Here is a 24,337-nt window from a genome sequence, read left to right on the forward strand (position 1 = left end):
TGAATTTAGAACCCTCATTATATCATATTCGTTCTTTTTTTTCTGAAGGCACAAGATGTCTGATAGAACAGGGAAAAGCCAAAATTCGAAGCGGTTGATTGAAAAAAAGAGGTCAACTTATCCGAATTGCCGCATAGGTATGTAATACACTTTTCACAACAAAACAAGACGTTTGGACAGAGGGTGGCGGGACTACACAGGACCGCAAGATTGGTATTCAAGCAGGAGCCGCAATTCTATTGATTTCTTCATACCATTCGGAATGGTTGACAATCACACTAAAGGAGCCATGGGAGGTACCAAGCATGAATATTTTTGAACGCGTTGCGGAACATCGGGCAGAGAGTGACCGTTTGACATGGAACGGAACATTTGAAGATTATATTGCACTGCTGAGAGAGGACCCGACTCCGGCAATGACGGCTCACGCCAGAGTGTATGAGATGATTGAATCGTTTGGGGTGGAAGAAGTAGGTGGGCATAAGCGGTACAAGTTTTTTGAACAGGAGATCTTTGGACTGGATCGTTCGATTGAAAAGCTGGTTGAAGAATACTTCCACTCGGCAGCACGTCGTCTGGATGTACGTAAACGGATTTTGCTCCTGATGGGTCCCGTAAGTGGAGGGAAATCGACGCTGGTGACGCTGCTGAAGCGGGGGCTTGAACAGTTCTCGCGGACAGAGAAAGGTGCCATATACGCCATTGATGGATGCCCGATGCATGAGGAACCGCTGCATCTGATTCCACTGGAGCTTCGTCCTGAAGTGGAAAAGGAAATTGGAGTCCGTATTGAGGGTAACCTTTGCCCATCCTGCCAGATGAGACTCCGTACCGAATATGGTGGTGATATCAGCAAGGTGCCGGTGGAACGAGTCATTGTTTCCGAAGATAATCGGGTGGGGATAGGAACATTCAGTCCATCCGATCCGAAATCACAGGATATTGCCGATCTGACGGGTAGTATCGACTTCTCCACCATTACCGAGTTTGGTTCCGAATCCGATCCACGTGCCTATCGTTTTGATGGGGAGTTGAACAAGGCGAACCGTGGGTTAATGGAGTTCCAGGAGATGTTGAAATGTGATGAGAAATTTTTATGGAATCTCCTGTCGCTCACGCAGGAAGGGAACTTCAAAGCAGGACGCTTCGCCTTAATCAGTGCGGATGAGATGATTGTGGCGCATACGAATGAATCGGAGTATAAGTCTTTTATCTCCAACAAGAAGAATGAGGCACTGCAATCCCGGATGATTGTCATGCCGATTCCGTACAATCTGAAAGTGTCCGAGGAAGAGAAAATCTATGCCAAGCTCATTCAGCAAAGTGACATGAAGCATGTTCATATTGCACCGCATGCACTGCGGACTGCAGCCATTTTTTCCATACTTACCCGCTTGAAGGAAACGAAAAAACAAGGCATGGATCTCGTTAAAAAGATGCGCATGTATGATGGTGAAGAAGTGGAAGGATACAAAGAAGCCGATCTGCGCGAGATGCAAAATGAGTATTTGGATGAAGGGATGTCCGGCATTGATCCACGGTATGTCATTAACCGGATCTCCAGTGCTTTGATCAAGCAAAATCTTCAGTGCATTAACGCGTTGGACATTCTGCGGGCCATCAAGGACGGTCTGGACCAACATGCTTCGATCACAAAGGAAGAGCGGGAGCGTTATCTGAACTTTATTGCTCTTGCACGCAAGGAGTATGATGAACTGGCCAAGAAGGAAGTACAGAAAGCATTTGTGTACTCATTCGAGGAATCCGCAAGAACGCTATTCGAGAATTACCTCGATAACATTGAAGCATTCTGCAACTGGTCCAAGATTCGTGACCCGCTCACGGATGAAGAGATGGACCCGGATGAGCGTCTGATGCGATCCATTGAGGAGCAGATCGGGATCTCCGAGAATGCAAAGAAAGCGTTCAGAGAAGAGATTCTGATCCGAATCTCGGCATACTCCCGCAAGGAGCGCAAGTTCGAATACAGCAGCCATGACCGTTTGCGTGAAGCGATTGAGAAGAAGTTGTTCACCGATCTGAAAGACATCGTCAAGATCACAACCTCAACCAAAACACCGGATGCAACCCAATTGAAACGTATGAATGAAGTCATTAAACGCTTAATTGAGGAACATGGATACACCGCAGCCAGCGCGAATGAACTGTTACGTTATGTGGGCAGTCTGCTTAACCGCTAATCGGCAACGAACCATTCCGGATCAGGCTCCTGATGCCTGTTGTGAGGCTCCTTCACAGCAGGGTCAGGGCCTTTTTAATTACATGAAGGTCATATTAATCTAAAAAAGCTGACAAATAAGGTTAATTTTAAAGAGAATTAGTTCTAATGGTATATGTATATTTAGGTATTTTAGTCTATAATCAATACATATATTTACAATTTAAAGTAATTTAGTGTTTATTAAGGAGCTGACTGAACCAGATATGAGCAGTATTTCCGCAACAAGACAGAAGCAACTTGATTACATGGGATTAACCGCAGGGGATCTAAAACTGCTTGCCGATCATCGGCCTGTTTTTAAAAAAGTCGTTAATGAAGTGGTAGATCATTTCTACAATCATGTGGGAAATTATCCTGAATTGGTAGATCTGATCGCAAGATTCTCTACCATTGATCGTCTAAAAGAAACACAGAAGATGTACTGGTTATCAATGACTGACGGAATCGTGGATGACGCATATATTGAGCAACGGATTGCGATTGGACTTGTGCATTCACGGATTGGTCTGTCTGAAGATTATTATCTGGGTACCTATATGGTCTACCTGGATATTGCAACGAGCATATTCCAACAGGTTATCCCTGATTCCTGGCATCTTGTCATTCAAGCGCTCAGCAAAATGTTTAATCTGGATTCACAGCTTGTCCTTGAAGCCTATGAGAAGAAAGAAAAAGAAAAGTTACATCAGCTTGCCGATGACCAACAACATACGTTACAGGCGATTACGCAGATTACCCAAGAGCTTACAGGCATGATTAGTGAATTAAATGAGAGTGCAATGGCTATATCGAGTGTAGCCAAAGAAACAGCGGCTTCTCAGGATCAGGCTCAAGTTCTGCTCACGGAATTAACAGGGGAGATCCAGCAGATCGGAAAAATGGGTGAACTCATTCGGGAGATATCGGATCAGAGTCATCTTGTCGGTCTGAATGCAGCGATTGAAGCTGCTCATGCAGGAGAGTTCGGACGTGGCTTCGAAGTGGTTGCCAGTGAGGTGCGCAAGCTTGCAGCCAGTTCTCGGGACGCCCAGGGTAAAATTCAGTCTAATCTGGAGCAGATCATGAAGAAACTGAGCAGTGTGCAGCAGGAGTCAGATCATACCTCTCGCGGAGCACGTAGCCAAGCTTCACGCTCGGCTGAACTCGCTGTATTTGCAACAACAATGGAGAAACTGTCTCTGGATTTGAAGAATCTGGAACAGCAGGAATAGAGCTTAAAAGCATTAGGAACCTTCCATACCGTTTCAGGCTGTTTTAAGCTATAATGGGTAGACAAACCTGCCGATGTTATAGAAAAGCAGCCGGAGACAGGGGATTTGAAAGAGGTTGAGGTGATCAGATGGCTTCTATCCATGATGTAGCCAAGGAAGCGGGAGTATCTGTTGCAACCGTTTCCAAAGTGATAAACGATTATCCTGATGTAAGTGAAAAAACACGCAAAAAAGTCAATATAGCCATCGAATTATTGAAATATCAACCCAATGTGGTCGCACGTGGACTTGTCAAACGCCGTTCATGGACGGTGGGAGTGCTGTTAACGGTTCCGTTTACGAACCCTTTTGTGTCGGAGTTGCTGGAAGGGATCAAAACAGCGCTGGAGAACAGTGGATATGATCTGGTCCGGTTGTCTACTCGATTCGATGATCCGGCGTACTCGTTCATCAAACATTGCCGCAGTCGTAATGTGGATGGCGTTGTGGTATTCGGGGAAGGCAGAGAAAACGCGAGTATTCAGGAACTGGTGGATGCAGAGATTCCAACGATGTTTATCGACACGGATATGTTGGGCAAGCGTGCCGGTTACATTACTACGGATAACGCGAACGGGATCTCAATGAGTGTCAAACATCTGTATGAGCTAGGACATCGCAAGATTGCTTATATCTCAGGGACGTTAGGACCTGCCGTAGCTAATCTGCGATTGGAAGGATATCGGGAAGGGCTGCGAGAATGCGGCATCCCGTATTCTACGGTATATCTGGAAGTCTGCGATTATTCCTTCGACGGAGGAAGCAAGGCTGCCCGACGATTGCTGGCACTTCAGGATCAACCAACGGGAATTGTCTGTGCATCAGACATGTCTGCTTTTGGTGCGATTCATGAAATTGAAAAGCATGGATTGAGTGTACCAGAAGATATCTCGGTTGTCGGGTTCGATAACACGTATTATGCTGAGGTATTCAAACCGGGGTTGACCACGGTGAATCAGAATATCTATTCCATTGGCATTAAGTCCATCGAATATCTGATTGCCATGATCGAGAATCCATCTTATTCTCCTCCTGTGGTGACGGAACCTTCCAATCTGGTCATTCGTCAGACGACAGCACCCTTAAAAGCCTAAAAACGTAAATAGTAAAGATGTTTACACGAAGCACAGCTAATAAGCTGTGCTTTTTGTCGTTCTATATCTCATTTGGAAACATATGGTTTATGGAGTGGTGCAAGTCCTATAGTTTAACGGGTAAACAAAGTTTACTGGCAATCGTATAATGAAAGTGCTTACAATTTTCTGTCCATTAGCATCTATCCATCCTGTATAACGATCTTGTAAAGGGCTGGCACATGGCAGAGTAAAGGTTATTCTTCACAAACAACGAACCAAGGAGGAGATCGGATGCATTTGAGAAAATGGTGGAGCTTGTGCTTATCGGCTGTATTGATCTTCAGTTTGTTCCCAAGTGTGGGAACAGGAGGGACACGTGCTGCGGCTGCGGACGTTAAGACTGGCGAGGATGAAGTACTGTTCGAGGCTAATTTTGAAGATGGTGTGTTGGGACAATGGCGTCCACGTGCGAGTGAAAAGCTTGATATCGTAACGCAAGTAGGTCACGACAGTACACGCAGCCTGAGAACCTCTTCCCGTACCGAAACGTTTCATGGACCCTTAATTGAAGTAATAGACCATGTAGAGAAGGGCAGCACGGTTCATATTTCGTTTTGGGCCATGTACGATGAAGGACCGGACAGTCAGGTCATTAACGGTTCACTGGAGAAAGAGTACAATAACGACGCTTCAAGTCGAGAATATGCTACGTTTGCCTCTGCAACGCTGAACAAAGGACAGTGGAAAAAAATCGAGGCAGATGTGGTGATCCCTGGAGAAAATAGCGGCATCACCGGATTCCGCATGTATGCAGAGACACCTTGGAAGACGTCAGCGGAAGTGACGCCGGCGGATACGATTACTTTTTACGTGGATGATGTTCTGATTACGGAAGCCGAAAAAATTGAAATAGAGCCGAACATTCCGAATCTCGTGGATGTTGTGGGACAACACTATGCAATGGGAGCGGCTATCGACCAGTCTGCACTGGATGCGGAAGATCCGCATTCCCAGCTGTTGACGAAACATTTTAATAGTATTACAGCTGGAAACTTTATGAAAATGGATGCGATGCAACCTCAGGAAGGACAGTTTGTCTGGTCAGAGACAGATCGCCTGGTGAAGTTTGCCGAAGCAAATGACATGGAAATCAGAGGTCATACGCTGTTATGGCATAGTCAGGTGCCGGACTGGTTCTTTACAGATCCAAATGATGCATCGAAACCTGCCACGCGGGAACAGTTGCTTGCACGGATGAAAACCCATATTCAAACCATCGTGACCCGGTACAAAGGAAAGGTTCATACATGGGATGTCGTCAATGAAGTCATCTCAGACGGAGGCGGCTTGCGGAATGAGGCCAGTAATTCCAAGTGGAGAGATATTATTGGGGATGTGGATGGCGACGGAGATGACAGTGATTACATTGAGCTGGCTTTCCGATATGCACGTGAGGCTGACCCTGATGCTGTACTGGTGATTAATGACTATGGAATGGAGGGCAATGGAAACAAGGTGAATGATATGGTGAAGCTTGTAGAGAAGCTGCTTGCCAAAGGAACACCGATTGATGCGGTTGGATTCCAGATGCATGTATCCATGTACGGACCGGATGTAAAGCTTATTCGTGAGGCTTTTGAGAAAGTGATCGCTCTTGGTGTAAATGTACAGGTTACAGAGCTGGACGTTTCGATCTATTCGAGTAATTCTGAACTGGAGATGCCTGTCACAGATGAATTAATGCTGCAACAAGCTTACCGTTATCGTGAACTGTTCGACCTGTTCGACGAGCTGGGAAAACGCGGCGTAATGGACAGTGTTACAGTATGGGGACTTGCGGATGATGGTACATGGCTTGATAATCATCCAGTCAAAGGACGCAAAGATGCACCATTGTTATTTGATCGTAAATTAAAAGCAAAACCGGCATTTTGGGCACTGGTGGACCCTACCACCCTTCCGATCTATCGTAATGAATGGACAGCATTGAAGGCCAGCCCTTCTTTCCCGAATCACAAAGGACAGGAAGATATTCTTTGGGGTGCTGTGAAAGGACTTGAAATTAATCATCTGGCAGATGGTACATCTGCGGTTACGGGTGAGGCTCGTATGATGTGGGATGCCAAAAAGGTGAATTTACGAGTGGAAGTGAAGGATACCACACGTCGCAAAGGGGATCAGGTGCAGGTTTTCCTCGCGGAAGAAGTCAAGGGGACAGGCGCTGCAACTTCTGAAGCTGATCTGTCTGCCAAGAAGAAAAATCCGCCGTCTGCAAATGGTCAATATACGTTCAAACGGGACGGCGGTAAAGGCCAAGACAAAAATACTTACAACGTACAGGAAACAAAAACCGGTTATGTTGTATACGCATCACTTCCTATGTCAGCTACTTTACTTACCGAAGGCCAGGTCTTGTCTCTGGATTTTCGGATTACGGATGAATATGCTGCTGGAAAGACAGCGACCATCGTTTGGAATGATATTTCCAATCAACAGCCCGACAAACCAGCCAACCGGGGCAAACTGAAGCTGGGTTCTGTATTGAAACAAACCAAAGTCACTTATGGCAAACCTGTAATTGATGCGAAAAAGGATAACATCTGGAAAAACGCTGCATCTGTTAAAACGGATGTCTGGGTGGTCGGAAACTCCGGTGCAACGGCAACGGCACAGCTGTTATGGGATGAGAAATTCCTGTACGTATTGGCAGATGTGAAAGATCCTTTGCGAAGCAAATTAAGTTCTAATGCACATGAGCAGGATTCGATCGAGATTTTTATCGACCCGAGCAAAGATCAGACAACATTCTATCAGGAGGATGACGCCCAGTATCGGGTCAATTTTGATAATGAGGCTTCTTTTGGAGGAAATGCACGGAAAGAAAGCTTCAAATCAGCTACCCGATTAACAAGCGGAGGGTATACAGTTGAAGTGGCAATCCCACTAGATAGCGTTCGTGCTGAAGGCCAAAGATGGATTGGATTCGATCTGCAAGTTAATGATGATGGTGCGGGGGATGGCAAGCGAAGCAGTGTGTCCATCTGGAGCGATTCATCAGGTAATTCTTATCAAGATACTTCCGGTTTTGGCAGTCTGTTACTGACTCGCAAATAGAATATTCAGTTGTGAATTAGAATATGAGAATGTTAGCTATTCGACATCGTATATCTGGAAATAAGTGTTGATTTTAAATGCTGGGACGTTTAGACTATATACATTCAAATAAACGGGTTCCAATGTATGACAACGGCTTCAACTAAGTCTGTGGTCACGAGTCAAATGATGCGGAGGGAGTGCCTGTCATCCAGACAGCGCACTCGCTTCTTTTTTACATTTTTGCATACATACAAGGCATTTCCCGGTTGAAAGGACAGAGTGAGTGGAGCACCTACATGGTACGTACAACTTAGAACTTGTTATTTTATCCTATATTATTGCATCGTTAGCTTCATACGCAGCCCTTGACCTTGCAGGCCGTGTAAGTCAGGCTAGCGGGGTGGCGCGGAATGTATGGCTTACCTGCGGTGCAGTCTCGATGGGGCTGGGAATCTGGTCCATGCATTTCGTAGGTATGCTGGCTTTTGTTCTGCCTACGCAAGTCTCCTATTCCACCGGTAAGGTTGTTTTATCTGTTCTACTTGCTATTGTCGCATCGGGGGTGGCCTTGAACATTGCGGGTAGACAATCCGGCAAGATAAGCAAGCTCATGATTGCTGGAGTACTGATGACAGTGGGGATCAGCTCGATGCATTATGTAGGAATGGCAGCGATGTCGACTCCGGTTACGTATGAACCAGGCAGAGTGGTGTTATCCATTCTGATTGCAGCGCTTGCTTCATTTGCGGCATTGTGGCTCATGTTTTTCTTCCGTTATCATCAATCAAGACATACCTGGGTTTACAAGATGGGCAGCGGTCTCATTATGGGTGTTGGAATCTCTGGTATGCATTATACCGGGATGTCAGCTGCACATTTCCATCATTCACATGGCTCGATGGCAAGTTCAGGTATGCAGATTGAGCCAGGCATTCTCGCCTACTTGATTGCATCGGGCACATTTATTGCTTTGGGCTTGACGTTGTTTGGCATATTTATCAATCAGCGAATGTCACAGAAAGATCGACGGATTCATGAGAATGAGCAATGGTATCAGGCCCTGTATCATAACCATTCGGATGCTATTATTTCAGTGAATAAGGAAGGTATTGTCAAAGGGATTAATGCTGCTGTAACAACAATCACCGGATATCCTGAAAAAGGGGTCATGGATCGTTCCATTGATGAGATTGCTCAGCAAATCGATATAAAGTGGATAAGTGAATTTGATTCCATCGATTGGAATGATCATGGGCTGGAGCAGGCGCACTACATGGCCAAAATGAGAGACGTGCAGGGTGAACTTCTGGACCTTAGTATTGTTGTAGTTCCTGTTGTCATTGATGACAGACATGTGGGAAGTCACATTTTGATCAAAGACGTTACGGAGGAGAAACAGGCTCAGGAGAAGATTCGTCACCAAGCTTTGCATGATCCGTTGACGGGGCTGCCCAATCGGCGCAAGTTGGATGATGTGCTGGCTTGTACGATTCACGATTCAGCAGAAAAAGGGAATACTTTTGCCGTTATGGTGATGGATATAGATCGTTTCAAGATGATTAATGATTCGCTGGGACATTCCATTGGAGATGTATTTCTAAGAGAAGTCAGCAGCCGGATCATGAAAGCCATAGAAGCTTCTGATCCCTTGGCTATGGAGAATGTCATGCTGGCCCGCATGGGCGGTGACGAGTTCACACTCGTTGTGACCCAGGATCAAGCGACAGAAGTACGAGTGTCAGAACTTGCAAAACAGATTGTTGAGGCCATTCAGTTACCTTATCGACTGAAGGAGAACGACTTTTACGTAACCGCCAGCATTGGAATTGCGATGTATCCGGATCATGGAGTGGGCGTGGATGCTTTGCTGAAACATGCGGACTCCGCCATGTATGAAGTGAAGAAAAACGGCAAAAATGGTTTCCAATTCTACACTGCCCAACTGGATTCCGAACTATATGAACGCATTGAGCTGGAGGGTTATCTTCGTAAAGCTTTGGAACGCGATGAGATGGTCCTGTACTATCAACCACAGATTCGTACCGAGGATAGCCGCATGATTGGTGTAGAGGCTCTTATACGTTGGAACCATCCACTCAAAGGTCTGCTCGCACCCAATGTGTTTATCCCGCTTGCAGAAGAGACAGGCATGATCTATGAGATTGGCAATTGGACGCTGCGGGAAGCATGCAGGCAGATGAAACTCTGGCATGCCAGCGGCGGACCACTCATTCCGGTATCGGTTAACTTGTCCAGCCAGCAGTTCCACCAATCCAACTTGGTAGAACAGGTCAAGAATGCACTCTTGGAGACAGGGCTGGATGCTCGATATCTGGAGTTGGAAATAACAGAGAGCATGATGATGGATGCAGCCGTATCCACGGCGATTCTTAATGAACTGACAGCACTGGGTGTCAAGATCAGCCTGGATGATTTCGGTACGGGATACAGTTCACTCAGTTATCTGAAGCATTTCCCGATTCACAAGCTTAAGATTGATCGTTCGTTTGTGACGGACATTACAGAGAGTCACAGTGATCAAGCCATTGTGGCGACCATTATATCGATGGCACAGAATCTCAAGATGGAAGTGATTGCCGAAGGCATTGAGACGAAAGGCCAATTGGATATTCTGATGCAGAATGATTGCCGCGAGATTCAGGGATATTATTTCAGTCGCCCACTGCCGGCAAGTGAAGTGGAGCATGATTTTTTTGTGCCGTTGCGATTGCAGGGTAATGGTACACCGCCGGTACCATCCTGATTTTATGTATGCCAAGCGGCAAGTCCCCGTGTATGTCGGGAGCTTGCCGCTTTTTTTGTTTTTTTATGGTATGTCGCCATCCTTCATACGTGATACGAAGGTTCTCTTTTTTAAAAGGGAAAGGGCTGTTGGAACCTTACAAAAACTTGCGGTGGTGTTTCTTGCCATCATACGTAAACCAGATCGGTTTATCCTCGACACGTGTCTCCACATGTACGGTGCGTCCCCAGAGGCGATACAGATAAGGCAGGGTACGTTCCATATATTTCAGATCCAACTCGATGCCTTCATATTGATGTTTGAGCACGAGTTCCCCGGTCCGCAGATAATCAGCATCTTGCACGACTAAGTAAGGAGAGCCGCCGTTGACACGTGAAAATACGAGCTGATCCCGTATGTTCTCCCAGGACTTGTCGGTGATTTTCCAGTCCGGGCCTTTTTTCTCAAATACGTAGAGGTCCAGATCCTCGGTTAATTGTTTGGTCATGTAATTGCGGATAAAGGAGGTATCGGAATCGAATTCACGCACCTCGAACATTTTGGCACGACCTTGGCCCGGTTTGCGGCCCCAGCGTTCCTGTTCTTCACGGGTTGGGTTATCCCAGCGCCGTTCAATATCCTCGAAAATCTTCAATCCCAAATAATACGGATTCAGACTTTGTTTGGATGGCTGCACCACGGAGGAGTTGAGTTTGGCAAATTCGATGGTATCCTCACTGTTGAGATCGAGTTCACGGATAATGCGTTGATGCCAGTAGGAGGCCCAGCCTTCGTTCATGATTTTGGTTTCCATCTGTGGCCAGAAATATAACATCTCTTCACGCATCATACTCATGATATCCCGCTGCCAGTCGGTCAACACTTCCGAGAACTCCTGAATAAACCACATGATATCCTTCTCCGGTTCAGGTGGAAAGTGATGAACCTGAATACCTTCCGCGGGTGCTTCTTCGGTCTGCACGTCATCAAGTGACCACAGATCATCATAGCGACCTTCCGGCCGTGGTGCTTTCTCACCGCGCTGCTCCCGCATTTTCATCTCCATATAGCGTTGTTTGTCCAAATGACGGGGTTTAATCAGCTGTGGGTCTACATGTTCCTGAATTGCAATCACGGCATCGATAAATGCTTCAACGGCTTCCGTTCCATACTCCATCTCATAATTGCTGATCCGATCCGCCGTAGCGGCCATGCTTTCGACCATATTACGGTTGGATTTGGAGAAGCGGGCATTGTTTTTGAAAAAATCGCAGTGTGCCAATACGTGGGCTACGATCAATTTGTTCTGAATCAGGGAATTGCCATCCAGCAAGAAGGCATAACAAGGGTTAGAGTTGATGACAAGCTCATAAATTTTGCTGAGTCCAAAATCGTATTGCATTTTCATCTTATGAAATGTTTTACCAAAGCTCCAGTGACTGAATCTGGTCGGCATGCCATAAGCTCCAAATGTATAAATAATATCCGATGGGCAGATTTCGTACCGCATGGGGTAATAATCCAGGCCAAAACCATTGGCAATCTCCATTATCTCGGCAATAGCGTATTCTAGGTCGCGGATCTCATCTGTCATCTAACGCTGCCTCCTTCCCTTTTCTGGAAAAAGCTGCGCAAAGCTTTGTACACTTCGCCTTTTTCTTTGATCACATAATACATGAACTGATCCATCTTGATATGACGGTAAGCCGACATCAGTGTGCTGCTGCGGTTGTACTGATTCACTTCGCCGTATCCAAACATATTGCTACGCTTCATTAACTCGCCGATCAGCTTCACACACCGTTCGTTATCCGAGGTCAGATTATCCCCGTCAGAGAAGTGGAAAGGGTAGATGTTGTAGCTTGAAGGTGGATACCGACTGTCAATAATATCTAGTGCCTTCATATATACAGAGGAGCAGATGGTGCCTCCGCTCTCGCCACGGGTAAAGAACTCTTCTTCGGTTACTTCCTTGGCTTCCGTATGATGGGCGAGGAAAACAATCTCAACTTTCTCATACTGACGGCGTAGAAAACGGGTCATCCAGAAGAAAAAGCTGCGCGCGCAGTATTTCTCAAACGAACCCATGGACCCGGATGTATCCATCATGGCAATGATAACGGCATTGGATTGTGGAATGATTTTATCTTCCCATGTCTTGTAGCGCAGGTCATCCGGACTGATGTGATGGATGCCTGGCGTACCGGTCGTTGCATTGCGACGCAGATTCTCCAGAATGGTACGTTTCTTGTCAATATTGGACTGCATGCCTTTTTTGCGAATATCGTTGAAAACTACGGTATGTGTCTCAATCAGGTCTTTGTCTTTCTGCTTCAGATCGGGTAATTCCAGCTCAGCGAAGAGCATATCTTCCAATTCCTCAATACTAACTTCGGCTTCCACAATATCATGACCAGGCTGATCGCCAGCTTTTTCGCCTTTGCCGGGTTTCTGCGAAGCAGAGGGATCACGACCGATGACGTCTCCGACCTGACTGTCACCGTCTCCTTGACCGACATGTTTTTGCTTCTGGTAGTTATACACAAAACGGTACTCATCCAGACTGCGGATTGGTACCTTGATGATTTGTTTTCCATCAGACATGATGATGTTTTCTTCCGTAATCAGATCAGGCAGATTCTGCTTGATGACATCTTTCACCTTTTGCTGATGGCGCTGTTGGTCCTGGTACCCTTTGCGGTGAAGCGACCAATCTTCCTTCGACACGACGAACGAGTAAGGCTGGTGTGAATTTGACATGTAGGCACCCCCCATTTATTACGCGGCACAGTTTGGCCTGTCGGTAATTAAGTATATTCACGGGCGAGGACGATATGTGATGAGAGTGGATATAAAATGATACAATTACGCAAGTTCACCTCAGAGGTAAGGTGTGTCGTAAGAACAGAACTGCTCCATTTTTTACAGAAACAGTGAACAAGTGTGATATCCTTCCTTTACAATAGGAGAAAGACATCGATCTGGCATCTGATAGAGGTTGTTTAAAAAGGCCAATTACACTTTCTGAACACAGACTATAGAGATGCATGAAAAGGAAGGATTTATGTGAATAAAAAGGCGATCAAGGCTTGGATTATGTATGATTGGGCCAATTCGGCTTATGCAACAACAGTACTGGCGGCAGTATTGCCCGTATTCTATGCTTCGGTGGCTGCCGCAACACTGGATACGGATACCGCCGCCTCCTACCTGGCTTATACACACTCCATTGGCATGTTGTGCGTAGCTCTGCTAACACCGTTGCTAGGCACGCTGGCTGATTTGTCTGGACGGAAAGGCGACTTCCTGCGTGTATTTGCAATTATAGGCGTCCTTGCCACATTGGGATTCAGCGCAATCGGTGAAGGGGACTGGTTCCTTGCTTCCGCGTTGCTGGTCATATCTACGATTGGTTTTGCGGGTGGTAATACCTTTTACGATGCAATGCTGCCGGATCTGGTACCTGTAGAACGAAGGGACATGATATCCTCCAAAGGTTATGCCTATGGTTATATTGGAGGAGGTTTGCTGCTTGCGATGAACCTGCTGATGATTCAGCAACCGGGCTGGTTCGGGATGAGCAATACACTGGCAGGCACAAGACTTGCATTTATCTCCGTCTCGCTGTGGTGGTTATTGTTCTCGATACCGATCTTTCGTCATGCTCCGAGACGGCCTGCTTCACCGGATTTTCCCGTAACGTGGAAAGGGTATGCTGCGGTGGGCGTGCGCAGACTGCGGCAAACCTTTCGTCAGATGCGGCGTTTTCCCCAGTTAATCCGCATGCTGGTGGCTTTCTGGTTTTTTAATGACGGCATTAATACCATCATTCTGATGGCTACGATCTATGGGACAAGTATAGGCATAGGCACAGCCGACCTGATGCTCGCGCTACTGTTAACCCAGTTCATCGGGTTCCCGTGTACATTGTTACTGGGAGCATGGGCACAGCGTTGGGGAGCAAAGCAGGTATTAATCGTTAGCTTATCGGTCTACATATGTATTGTAATTCTCGGTTATTTCATGACACAAGCGATCCACTTCTATGTGCTCGCCGGGTTGGTTGGTGTTGTGCAGGGTGTGAGTCAATCCACAGCGCGTTCCCTATTTAGCAATCTGATGCCGGCAGGCAGAACAGGAGAGTATTTTGGTTTTGTGAATATTACAGGCAAATTCTCTTCGATCTTTGGTCCATTTGTGTTTGGTTATGTTGGGCAAATAACAGGTTCCACACGTTGGGGTATTCTGTCGTTAATTTTCTTTTTCGTCGCGGGTATTGCCGTATTGTTAACCGTGAAGGTACAGGAGGGAATGCAGGATGCTACACGGGCAGATCAGGAAGAAGAGCGAAATAGTAGCGCTGGAGCTCCTGGGAGGAGTTCAAATGTAAGGTTTACCTGATGGTTGTTCACCCGTTTTCATATTAAGTTTCTCAACGGATTACGTATGGCTTCAGGCATTGTTCCTCACAGAACATGTCTGGAGCTTATTCGCGTTTGTGCAATCAGAACATAATTGATTATGAATAAGTGCTTAAATGACAGACAGCAGAATACAGTGAAAGAGTATGAATTTATGAAAAGGTGAAAATAAAAGATTGACATGATACATTTTGTATCATAGAGTAAAACTATAAATACATATTGTATCTGAGAGTTGTCGAATGTAACCATGTGTTTTGCCTCATTCCGGGGGGAGCTTCCGACGGAATATTGCAAAATGCTGACCTATAGCTTGCATATTACTCGTTTTGCCAAACACAAAGGTAGAGTCTGGTCTATCCCAGCTACATATTGATACTAATGAACAGAGGAGAGGCTGCCATTGATCGACGCTCAAGGTAACGGACTTGTTTTCTTACTATGTGTTCCCCGCAGTGGTAGTTCCTTATCCACCGTAATGCTGCAAAATCATAGTCGTATATTTGCCACCCAGGAAATGTGGTTTCTGATGAATCTTGTCGATCTGCCCAAGGCTGATTCACGCGCTTATGGTGGTAGCTCCATCATTCGTCAGTTCTACAATGCGATGGTATCCGAGGATGTCTTCGAAAAGGCGTGCAGAAGTTTTGCTCTTGAGATCTACAATGGATTCCTTGAAGGGAGCGGAGCAGACTTCATCGTTGATAAATCTCCACGGTACTATTACATGCTGGAATGGCTGGATCGTCTGTTCCCTCAGTCCAAGCGCATTCATCTCCAGCGTAATCCTCTGGCCATCGCTGCATCATTCAAAAAGGTAAATCGCCACACAGGAGAAGGATTCGATCTGATTGATAGTCTGCAGAGCCCCAAATTAAACATGAAAGCCGTGGATCTCACACTTGGGATGCTCCGCTTGAATGATTATTTTGCCAAACCACATCCCAATGCGTATGAATTGCAATATGAACGATTGGTATCCAATCCTCAAGAAGAACTTGAGAAACTATGCGCGTTTCTGGGAATTCGATATGAACAGGGAATGGAGCAGTATGGACAGTTTCTGGACAGTGCCAAGTCTGACATGTTCTACAGTATGGGCGTGGGTGATCCTTTCCTCTCTTCGCATCAAGAGGCACATCAGGGTTCTGTTAACAACTGGAAAAACATATTAGAACCACATGAAGTTGAACTGTATTGCCGTGTGATGGGGGCAGATCTGTTCCACCGGATGGGATACAGTGAACAGCTGGCAGAAGCCGAACAATGGACGGGTGTATATTATGATGCAAGTCCGGATCAAGAGGTCATTGACCGAATCACGCATCAGTTGACAGCAGCGACCGGTTGCCAGTGGCAACAGCAATACCGAATGCAACCGGCAGATTCTGTCGTTCATGATCCGCTTGGGAATCTTAATGACCAAGTTGCCGAAGAACCGGAAAAGACAGACCCGACGCTAGCTGCACTGGTAACGATCAGACAGCTGCAAGCCGCATTACGGGCAGCAGATCATCGTCTGGAACGGGGTTACAGTGAGCGAGAACGCTTGAAAGTCCAGCTGGCTTCTGCTCAAAGCAAAATACAGCGTATCAAATCATGGGTACCATTTGGTCATCAGATCAGCGCCTGGGCTTCACAGCGCAAGATTCTACGGGGAGGCAAGTCATGAGCGCCATAGCAGGAATTGTTCACAACGATGGTCAGCAGGCGCTATGGGAAGACAGCTGGCGCTTGTATGCAAGCCTGGGGCATGTCCCTGCGGATACAACAGGAGTGTGGAAAGGCAATGAGGCGTTCCTCAGCTGTCATGCCCAATGGATTACACCTGAATCGGTTAGCGAGAAGTTGCCTTTATATGATGAGGAAAGTGGTCTGACGATCACGGCAGATGCCATTCTGGATAATCGGGAACAGTTGGCTGATCAATTACAGATATCCAGAGCTGAACTGGCAATGTTGGCGGATAGTGAACTGATCCTGCGTGCCTATCAGCGCTGGGGAGACGATGTGGCTGTCCGATTGCTGGGGGATTTTGTATTTGCCATATGGGATGAGCGGAATCGCAAACTGTATGCAGCAAGAGATATTACAGGCATGAGAGCTTTTTATTACCGACATGATGGTTCACGTTTTGCCTTTTGCACACTCATGAATCCATTGCTCGGGCTTGAAGGGGTACATAAGGAACTTGATGAGATCTGGCTGTCCGAATTCCTTGCCATTCCTGACATGCATGATTCAGCAGATATCAATTCGACCGTATATCGGGGAATAAGCCAGCTGCCTTCTGCACATACACTTGTCTTCCGGGATGGGAGACTGGAGCTGAAGCAATATCATCGCTGGAATGAAGTGGAACCTCTAAGGCTTAAATCCGATGGTGAGTATGTAGAAGCGTTTCGGGAGGTCTTTGGGCAGGCGGTTGGATCACGATTGCGAACGCACAGACAGGTGGCTGCTGCATTAAGTGGCGGACTGGACTCGGGAGCCGTGGTTGGTTTTGCTTCCGGAACACTGAGAAGTCAGGGTAAACGGCTGCAGGCCTACAGTTATGTTCCCGTACCGGATTTTACAGATTATACGTCGAAAACGTTGCTCGCAGACGAACGGCCTTTCATACGTTCAACCATTAATCACGTCGGCAATATCACGGAGAACTACCTTGATTTTGAAGGCAGAAGTCCACTTAGTGAAGTAGATACCTGGCTCGACATTATGGAGATGCCTTATAAATACTTTGAAAATTCGTTCTGGATTCGCGGATTCTATGAAAAAGCGAGCCAGCAAGATGCGGGCATCCTGCTCACAGGCGCACGTGGTAATTTCACCATCTCCTGGGGCCCGGCTCTGGATTATTACGCCAGTCTACTGAAAAGTGGCCGCTGGTACCGCTGGTTCCGTGAGATGCAGCAGTATAGTGAACGAACCGGCATGCCCTTCTCCCGTATAGCCAAGATCACCGGGAAAAAGGCATATCCGGATTGGTTCAAGGCTCAGTCCAAAGGAGCAAGCCAGGCAGCTTCTGTACAGTTGATTCATCCTGACTTTGCGCAGAGAACAGGTGTACTGGAACGACTCAAATCCATTATCGTTCTGCAGGGCGGTGCCCAGGCTGATGCACTCAAAGTGCGTGCCGAGAAATTCAATAATCTGGCCATTGCGAACAAAAACGGCGCTGTAGCCACAAAATGTTCTCTCCGTTATCGGGCTTGGGAACGTGACCCGACCTCTGACGTCAGAGTCATCCGATTCTGCCTGTCTGTACCAATTGAACAATATGTGAAACACGGGACGGATCGCTCCTTGATTCGCCGGGCTACTTCACCGGAGTTGCCTGACAAGGTCAGACTGAATCAACGGGTACGGGGTGTGCAGCCGGCAGATTGGTTACATCGCATCATTCCCAATTGGGATGCCTTTACGGCTGAGTTGCGTGCTTTGTGTTCTGACAGCAAGGTCGCTGGCATATTAAACACGGAGCGTATCAAATCTGCCCTGGCGAACTTTCCGAGTCCGAGACCAGAGCTTGCTTCACATCCAGATCTGCGATTGATGATGCATAGTCTGATTGTCTATCGGTTCATTCGGAAATTCTGAATGAGGGCACATGAAAGGAGGTGAATACGATGCAAATGGAAAAAAAGGAATGGCAAGCACCAGCTCTTGAAGTGTTGGAAGTCAATCAAACGATGGCCGGTACTGGCTACAGACAAATTGACTGGGTAACGGTTCACGATGCGGATCTGTACGATCCAACTTCCTAAGTTGTTAAGTTTTATGAAGTGTCATCATACTTAAAGGGCGGAAATGCAACAAATCCAGCTTTTCGCCTCCGCCCTTATATTGAGCAACATGAATATAAGGGCTTTTTTTTACATTTTATTACGAAGGAGGCGTCGTTCATTGTTGCCTGTGCATTATGTGGCGTATGGTCTACGCTGGTCGAGCCAAATTCGAATGCCTGAACTACAGATCGCACCCAAGGATGCAGAGACTGATTTTGATGTCGTGGATGTGCACATCGAGTCTTTAGATCTGACCCCATTGTGGGAGGATTGGGATGTAGGCAACGACAACTTTGTGGCACGAGAGGGCAGTCTTTTTTTCCAAATCGAAGATACAGGTCTGTTTCTAATGGAGCAAGGAAAGCGCATTGTCGTATCCCCTATACCGGGTGCAGATGAGAAAAAGGTCAGATTATTCATTCTGGGCACATGTATGGCGGTCATTATGATGCAGCGTGGCATTCTTCCACTGCATGGTAGTGCAGTGGTTATTGATGGCTGGGCTTACGCATTTGTCGGACATTCGGGAGCAGGCAAATCGACACTGTCGGCCGCACTGGCATCACGCGGATATCCGCTTCTCACCGATGATGTTGTTGCACTGACCTGGGATGCCGGAGGAAGAGCTATCGTATCACCTGGTTACCCGCAACAGAAGTTATGGCAGCCCAGTCTGGATGGTTTCGGCATGAAAGAGCAGGATTATGTAACGGTTCACGCAGAGATTACGAAGTATGCGATACCTGTTCAGCACTATTTTCATGAGATGGCCGTACCCCTAGGTGGAATATTCGAACTTGCTCCACAACCTGAGGAAAACCATACATCTGTTCAACTGGTTGAAGTGACGGGGCTAGAACAACTGCATCTGTTATGCTCGCATACGTTCCGGGGTGGACTCGTTGCAAGGCAGGGGCTGGCACAGTGGTTGTTCGAGACGGCTTCAAGACTTTCAGCAAGTGTGGAGATTGGCAGATTGGTCAGAACGGGTGCGGAGTTTACAGCATTTGAGATGGTGGATCGGATCACAGATCATATACGCAAAGGAGTGCATACAGGATAATGACAGCAACTACGCCGATGAATGTGGAAGACCGGGTAACCCGGAAGGAAGGCAATCTGGTCAGTGATATGGGCAGTGAGAAAGTCATGATGAGCATTAGCTCTGGAAAATACTATAATCTGGGGAGTACCGGTGGACGAATCTGGGATCTGATCGCAGAAGAACGCACGCTGGGTGAAGTTGTTGAGGTACTTGCAGCGGAGTATGAGATTGAGCCAGATGTATGTCGTGAGCAGGTGGTGCAATTCCTGGAACATCTGTCCCGTGAAGGTTTAATCGACGTTACTCGCGGAGTGTAGAATCATGTTGCGAAAAATAAAGGTTTATCTCTCGCTCCCGCGGTCGATGCGTCGACTGGTATGGGAGGCCTATATCCTCCTTGGCTGGGCACGCATTCAGAAGGCTATGCCATTTGCCAAAATCGCGCCAGGGCTGGGTACGCCTATGGTAGAAACACCGATGACAGGACTCGAACGCAGCGAGGTCATCACCATACGGAATATTTCCAAAGCGATTTCGCTCGCCAGTAAATATACGTTATGGGAAAGCCGCTGCCTTGTAATGGCGATTGCCGGGATGAAGATGCTTGAGCGACGCAAGATAGAGAGTACGTTATACATGGGGACTGCACGGAATAAGCAAGGACATATGATGGCTCATGCCTGGCTGCGAAGTGGTAAATTGATCGTGACCGGAGCTGATACTATGGACCAATATACGGTTGTCGGTGTGTTTGGCAAACGGTGTCCGGAGAAGGGATCTGGGGAGATTGTCTATGATACATGAAAGTGAACTCTATTCATCAGGGTTTCCGAAGGAGCTTAAGCTGATTTTGAGCATGATTAGAGGTGATCTGACGGCTCTATCCCCTGAAGAATTCAAGGCGGGTTTGCAAGGAACCGATTGGCAGCTCTTTCTGCGGCTTGTCTATCATCACCGCTTATACTCTGTCCTTTATTTGAAAATGAAAGAATTAAACTCTGCAATCATTCCTGTAGATGTTATGGAGAGTCTGAGACAACAATATACGGTCAATACGTTCCGCATGTTACATCTAACAGCTGAAATGGAGCAGGTGTGTGGAGCTTTTCGTGAACGCGGCATCCGCAATATTACACTAAAGGGGCCAGCGCTGGCTCATGATCTCTATGGGGATGTATCCATGCGAACCTCCAAAGATCTGGATATCCTGATTCCTTTGGCTGATGTAGAAGCAGCTGAGAACATTCTGGCTACCCTCGGATACGTATCCAAGGAAGGGGAGCGGGCACCTACAGTGCGCAGCTGGAAATGGCGGGAACATCATATCTGTTACACCCATCCGGTCAAACGGACTCAAGTGGAGATCCATTGGCGTCTGAACCCGGATTCGGGCAAAGAAACCGATTTTGAATTGCTGTGGAAACGTAGCCGGTTCAGTTCATTCACACAGACACCTGTCCGTATGCTTGAACAAGAAGATCTATGGGCTTATCTCGTAACCCATGGAGCACGTCATGGCTGGTTCAGACTGCGCTGGTTACTGGATATCGACCAGATGATCCGCAGCATGCCACTCGATGTGAAGAAAGTAGAGAGACGTCTGAAAGCGGAGGGACGTTTATCTATCGGTTCACAGGCTCTTTATCTGGCTTCGGAGCTGCTGAATACGCCGCTGGATGTAGAGTACAGGTCCTTGATGTCCTTGAGTGACCGTACAGGCAAGCGATTAGCCAACGAAGGCGCAAAGTTCATGAACGATATGCTGGAAAGTCCGGCTGATATGAAGTCTTATCAATCGTATTTGTTTAAACTTCGAAGTACAAAACAGAAATGGTTTTTCTTTATTGAACGTTTATATCCGAGTACATGGGATGTGGATCAATTGCCGCTTCCGCGTTCTTTGTTTTTTCTGTACTTTCCGTTACGTCCGTTTCTCTGGTTCTGGCGGCGAATTAAAAGGTATACGGTGACGGAAAGGGGTAAAGTATGATCTCGGAATTAAGGTATTTCATGCGAAAGTTGCATCATATTACGGGGCCCATTTTATATTGGAATCTGCTAGGGATGATCTGTATCAGTCTCATGGAAGGGATCGGCATCTACATGCTTGTTCCGATGCTGAGTCTGATTGGCATATTTGAGATGGGCTCCACAGGCTTAAACACTCCTTGGCTTGGCGAAGTATTGAATCGTTTTTCTGAAAATAGCCAATTGTTACTTGTATTGTTCACATTTGTGTTGATTGTCTCCGGACAGGCCTGGATGCAGCGTCTCCAGACGATCCGTAATACTCGAATCCAGCAGCAATTTGTACGAACGCTGCGCATGGAAACCTATGGTGCCATTATCATGGCGCAATGGTCATTTTTTCTCCAAAAACGAAAATCCGATTTTAACCATATATTAACGACTGAACTTGCACGTGTGAGCCAGGGAACAAGCATTATGCTGCAAATGGCAGCCTCTCTGATCTTTACGGGAATTCAGATTGGTCTCGCTTTCTGGTTATCCGCCAAGTTGACGGCACTTGTGCTGGTCTGTGGATTGTTATTATTTTTTGTCTTGAGAAAATTCGTCAAGCGGGCCAAGCAGATCGGGGACCAGACCTCTGAATTCTCGCAAAGTTATTATAACGGCATTACCGAGCATTTCAACGGCATTAAGGATATTAAGAGCAATATGCTCGAGCGTTCACATATGAACTGGTTTGAGCGTATGTGCAGACAGATAGAACGCAATGTCATTCAGTTTAGCCAATTGAATAGTGGAACACAGCTGATTCACCGGATGTCCGCGGCAATCATTATTGCGGCATTCATCTATCTTTCTCTCCGTGTAATGACGGTGCCTCCAGCAAGTTTGCTGCTCATCATCCTTATCTTTTCCCGATTATGGCCAAGATTTACGGCGATTCAGTCCAATCTGGAGTACATCAGCTCCATGCTGCCTGCATTTCGGGTAGTAAGAGAACTGCAAGCGCAGACGGCGAAGAGTCGTGAGATTAGTGCAGAGATTGCTTCGGCAGGAGACGTTGGAACTGATGGCATTCAACCTATGGAACTGAAGGAATCTATCACGTGTGAGGATGTCTGCTATCGCTATGAGGGAAGTGATACATACTCATTGAGAAATGTGCAAGCTTCGATTCCAGCAAGGGGAATGACCGCAATTGTGGGGAAATCCGGAGCAGGAAAGAGCACGCTGATAGATCTGATTATGGGCCTCGTGAGGCCTGAAACTGGTCGTATTCTGATTGACGGTGTTCCTCTGTCAGAAGAACGATTATTGAGCTGGCGAAGTTCCATCGGATATGTCTCCCAAGACCCATTCCTATTTCATACAAGTATTCGTGAGAATCTGCGTCTGGTTGATCCAAATGCAAGTGAAGAGCAGATGTGGCAGGCTTTGCAATTTTCCTCCTCTGCGGCTTTTGTGAGGAAGCTGCCTCAGGGTCTGGATACGATTATTGGTGATCGGGGTATTCGGCTATCGGGGGGCGAACGTCAGCGATTGGTGCTTGCTCGGGCCATGCTGCGTAATCCTTCGGTCTTGGTACTTGATGAAGCAACAAGTGCGCTCGACAGTGAGAATGAACAGTACATTCATGAGGCGCTGGAACGGCTAAAAGGACATGTGACCATTATCGTGATTGCACACCGATTGTCCACGATTCGGACGGCAGATCGTGTCATTGTGCTTGATGAAGGTCGGGTGATTCAAGAAGGCGGGTACCAGCAGTTATCTACTGATCCGGTAGGGACGTTCAGCAAGCTTCTTAATATGCAAGCGGGTGTTGTGGGGCAGTAAAGTAGGTTATGACATAAAGTAAAGAGGCGCGCCACTATGGGCGCGCCTTTCATGTAAGTAGGTTAGTATAATGAGCAAGAATTAATGGACCAGTTCTGTATTGGAAGGGCGCGGAAGCTGGAGAGCTCCGATCTGTTCCAAATGTTGTACGATCTCTTGCACGGCTTTCTCAATGGAAGATTGCTCCGTATCAATGATGAATGAAGGAGATTTTGGTACATCATAGGGGGCGGAAATGCCTGTGAAATGCGGGATGTCACCGTTGCGAGCTTTTTTATACAGCCCCTTGGGATCACGCCGCTCACATTCTTGAATTGAACAGCGCACATAGATTTCAATGAAATCATCTGGTTCAAATAACTGTCTGACCATCTCCCGATCCTGTTCATGAGGAGAGATAAAAGCCGAAAGTACAAACAACCCGGCATCTACCATTAACTTTGATACTTCACCGATTCGCCGCAGATTTTCTTGACGATCCCCTGCTGTAAAACCGAGATCACGGTTCAGTCCATGACGTACATTATCCCCGTCAAGAACATAACAGCGTACGCCTTGGTCGTAGAGATATTGCTCCAGGGCAAATGCAAGGGATGACTTTCCTGCACCTGATAACCCGGTAAACCATATGGCACGACTCCGGTGCCCATTATGCTTCTCCCGGTCTTGTCTGTTGATGCTGGATGATTGCCAGGTTATATTGCGCTCTTCCTTCGACATGAGTATCCCGCCTTTTCCCTACCATGGTATGTATAATATTTTAACATATTTACAAGATTATAGCACCTTACAGATTTCTTCAAAATAAGCGTGAATCGACAAAATATCGGGTATAGATGTAGTACATACATAAGCATTATGCATATATC

General features: G+C 46.8%; 17 protein-coding genes. 14 read left to right on the top strand and 3 right to left on the bottom strand.

Annotation, left to right across the window (positions count from 1 at the left end; translation table 11 throughout):
- The first annotated feature begins 305 nt into the window (after nucleotides 1-305).
- From MKY87_RS24995 to MKY87_RS25015, 5 genes are all read left to right on the top strand, one after another.
- Nucleotides 306-2,201 (top strand): PrkA family serine protein kinase, encoded by a 1,896-nt coding sequence (locus MKY87_RS24995; protein ID WP_036610009.1) that lies wholly within the window; start codon nucleotides 306-308, stop codon nucleotides 2,199-2,201.
- Nucleotides 2,202-2,445: 244 nt separating this feature from the next.
- On the top strand, nucleotides 2,446-3,453 hold the full coding sequence (locus MKY87_RS25000) for a globin-coupled sensor protein (RefSeq protein ID WP_047842288.1): 1,008 nt from the start codon (nucleotides 2,446-2,448) through the stop codon (nucleotides 3,451-3,453).
- A gap of 128 nt (nucleotides 3,454-3,581) precedes the next feature.
- Nucleotides 3,582-4,586: a LacI family DNA-binding transcriptional regulator gene (locus MKY87_RS25005; protein ID WP_338593054.1), complete on the top strand. Its 1,005-nt coding sequence runs from the start codon at nucleotides 3,582-3,584 to the stop codon at nucleotides 4,584-4,586.
- 273 nt (nucleotides 4,587-4,859) lie between these two features.
- Nucleotides 4,860-7,682, top strand: a complete 2,823-nt coding sequence (locus MKY87_RS25010) for an endo-1,4-beta-xylanase (RefSeq protein WP_339784916.1) — start codon at nucleotides 4,860-4,862, stop codon at nucleotides 7,680-7,682.
- Nucleotides 7,683-7,947: 265 nt separating this feature from the next.
- Nucleotides 7,948-10,428: an EAL domain-containing protein gene (locus tag MKY87_RS25015; protein ID WP_339784915.1), complete on the top strand. Its 2,481-nt coding sequence runs from the start codon at nucleotides 7,948-7,950 to the stop codon at nucleotides 10,426-10,428.
- Between the two features lie 136 nt (nucleotides 10,429-10,564).
- Here the strand turns inward: MKY87_RS25015 and MKY87_RS25020 are convergent, their stop codons facing one another.
- Nucleotides 10,565-12,001 (bottom strand): SpoVR family protein, encoded by a 1,437-nt coding sequence (locus MKY87_RS25020; protein WP_289391852.1) that lies wholly within the window; start codon nucleotides 11,999-12,001, stop codon nucleotides 10,565-10,567.
- Nucleotides 11,998-13,167, bottom strand: coding sequence for a sporulation protein YhbH (gene yhbH / locus MKY87_RS25025; protein WP_036609998.1), 1,170 nt, complete (start codon nucleotides 13,165-13,167; stop codon nucleotides 11,998-12,000). The genes MKY87_RS25020 and yhbH overlap by 4 nt, the downstream gene beginning before the upstream one ends.
- A gap of 306 nt (nucleotides 13,168-13,473) precedes the next feature.
- Here yhbH and MKY87_RS25030 point away from each other — a divergent pair, with 306 nt between their 5' ends.
- The 9 genes from MKY87_RS25030 (at nucleotide 13,474) to MKY87_RS25070 (ending at nucleotide 23,468) form a co-directional block, all read left to right on the top strand.
- On the top strand, nucleotides 13,474-14,808 hold the full coding sequence (locus tag MKY87_RS25030) for an MFS transporter (protein ID WP_339784911.1): 1,335 nt from the start codon (nucleotides 13,474-13,476) through the stop codon (nucleotides 14,806-14,808).
- 423 nt (nucleotides 14,809-15,231) lie between these two features.
- Entirely contained in the window at nucleotides 15,232-16,500 is a 1,269-nt protein-coding gene (locus MKY87_RS25035) for a sulfotransferase family protein (protein WP_340966664.1), read from the top strand.
- The gene (locus tag MKY87_RS25040; RefSeq protein ID WP_340966666.1) at nucleotides 16,497-18,428 is read left to right on the top strand and encodes an asparagine synthase-related protein; all 1,932 of its coding nucleotides are present in this window, start codon (nucleotides 16,497-16,499) and stop codon (nucleotides 18,426-18,428) included. The genes MKY87_RS25035 and MKY87_RS25040 overlap by 4 nt, the downstream gene beginning before the upstream one ends.
- 29 nt (nucleotides 18,429-18,457) lie before the next feature.
- Nucleotides 18,458-18,595: a paeninodin family lasso peptide gene (locus MKY87_RS25045; protein ID WP_017689562.1), complete on the top strand. Its 138-nt coding sequence runs from the start codon at nucleotides 18,458-18,460 to the stop codon at nucleotides 18,593-18,595.
- Nucleotides 18,596-18,734: 139 nt separating this feature from the next.
- A complete protein-coding gene (locus tag MKY87_RS25050; protein WP_340966668.1) occupies nucleotides 18,735-19,679 on the top strand; it encodes an aldolase in 945 nt (314 codons plus the stop codon).
- The gene (locus tag MKY87_RS25055) at nucleotides 19,679-19,978 is read left to right on the top strand and encodes a lasso peptide biosynthesis PqqD family chaperone (RefSeq protein WP_017689560.1); all 300 of its coding nucleotides are present in this window, start codon (nucleotides 19,679-19,681) and stop codon (nucleotides 19,976-19,978) included. Before MKY87_RS25050 ends, MKY87_RS25055 begins: the two co-directional genes overlap by 1 nt.
- Nucleotides 19,979-19,982: 4 nt before the next feature.
- The gene (locus MKY87_RS25060; protein WP_074094340.1) at nucleotides 19,983-20,465 is read left to right on the top strand and encodes a lasso peptide biosynthesis B2 protein; all 483 of its coding nucleotides are present in this window, start codon (nucleotides 19,983-19,985) and stop codon (nucleotides 20,463-20,465) included.
- Nucleotides 20,466-20,517: 52 nt separating this feature from the next.
- Nucleotides 20,518-21,651: a nucleotidyltransferase domain-containing protein gene (locus MKY87_RS25065; RefSeq protein ID WP_340967546.1), complete on the top strand. Its 1,134-nt coding sequence runs from the start codon at nucleotides 20,518-20,520 to the stop codon at nucleotides 21,649-21,651.
- Nucleotides 21,651-23,468, top strand: coding sequence for an ABC transporter ATP-binding protein (locus MKY87_RS25070; protein WP_340967548.1), 1,818 nt, complete (start codon nucleotides 21,651-21,653; stop codon nucleotides 23,466-23,468). The genes MKY87_RS25065 and MKY87_RS25070 overlap by 1 nt, the downstream gene beginning before the upstream one ends.
- Nucleotides 23,469-23,549: 81 nt before the next feature.
- Here MKY87_RS25070 and cysC read toward each other — a convergent pair whose 3' ends face one another.
- The gene (cysC, locus tag MKY87_RS25075; RefSeq protein WP_338593081.1) at nucleotides 23,550-24,188 is read right to left on the bottom strand and encodes an adenylyl-sulfate kinase; all 639 of its coding nucleotides are present in this window, start codon (nucleotides 24,186-24,188) and stop codon (nucleotides 23,550-23,552) included.
- Nucleotides 24,189-24,337: the final 149 nt, after the last annotated feature.

Source organism: Paenibacillus sp. FSL R7-0198, assembly GCF_038000415.1.
Taxonomy (GTDB): Bacteria; Bacillota; Bacilli; order Paenibacillales; family Paenibacillaceae; genus Paenibacillus.

Excerpts from the sequence above, each read along its gene's own strand:
- MKY87_RS25020 (WP_289391852.1), bottom strand. The coding sequence starts at position 12,001 with ATGACAGATGAGATCCGCGACCTAGAATACGCTATTGCCGAGATAATG.
- MKY87_RS24995 (WP_036610009.1), top strand. The coding sequence starts at position 306 with ATGAATATTTTTGAACGCGTTGCGGAACATCGGGCAGAGAGTGACCGT.
- MKY87_RS25055 (WP_017689560.1), top strand. The coding sequence starts at position 19,679 with ATGACAGCAACTACGCCGATGAATGTGGAAGACCGGGTAACCCGGAAG.
- MKY87_RS25065 (WP_340967546.1), top strand. The coding sequence starts at position 20,518 with ATGATTAGAGGTGATCTGACGGCTCTATCCCCTGAAGAATTCAAGGCG.
- MKY87_RS25000 (WP_047842288.1), top strand. The coding sequence starts at position 2,446 with ATGAGCAGTATTTCCGCAACAAGACAGAAGCAACTTGATTACATGGGA.
- MKY87_RS25040 (WP_340966666.1), top strand. The coding sequence starts at position 16,497 with ATGAGCGCCATAGCAGGAATTGTTCACAACGATGGTCAGCAGGCGCTA.
- MKY87_RS25005 (WP_338593054.1), top strand. The coding sequence starts at position 3,582 with ATGGCTTCTATCCATGATGTAGCCAAGGAAGCGGGAGTATCTGTTGCA.
- MKY87_RS25060 (WP_074094340.1), top strand. The coding sequence starts at position 19,983 with ATGTTGCGAAAAATAAAGGTTTATCTCTCGCTCCCGCGGTCGATGCGT.
- MKY87_RS25045 (WP_017689562.1), top strand. The coding sequence starts at position 18,458 with ATGCAAATGGAAAAAAAGGAATGGCAAGCACCAGCTCTTGAAGTGTTG.
- MKY87_RS25010 (WP_339784916.1), top strand. The coding sequence starts at position 4,860 with ATGCATTTGAGAAAATGGTGGAGCTTGTGCTTATCGGCTGTATTGATC.
- cysC (WP_338593081.1), bottom strand. The coding sequence starts at position 24,188 with ATGTCGAAGGAAGAGCGCAATATAACCTGGCAATCATCCAGCATCAAC.
- yhbH (WP_036609998.1), bottom strand. The coding sequence starts at position 13,167 with ATGTCAAATTCACACCAGCCTTACTCGTTCGTCGTGTCGAAGGAAGAT.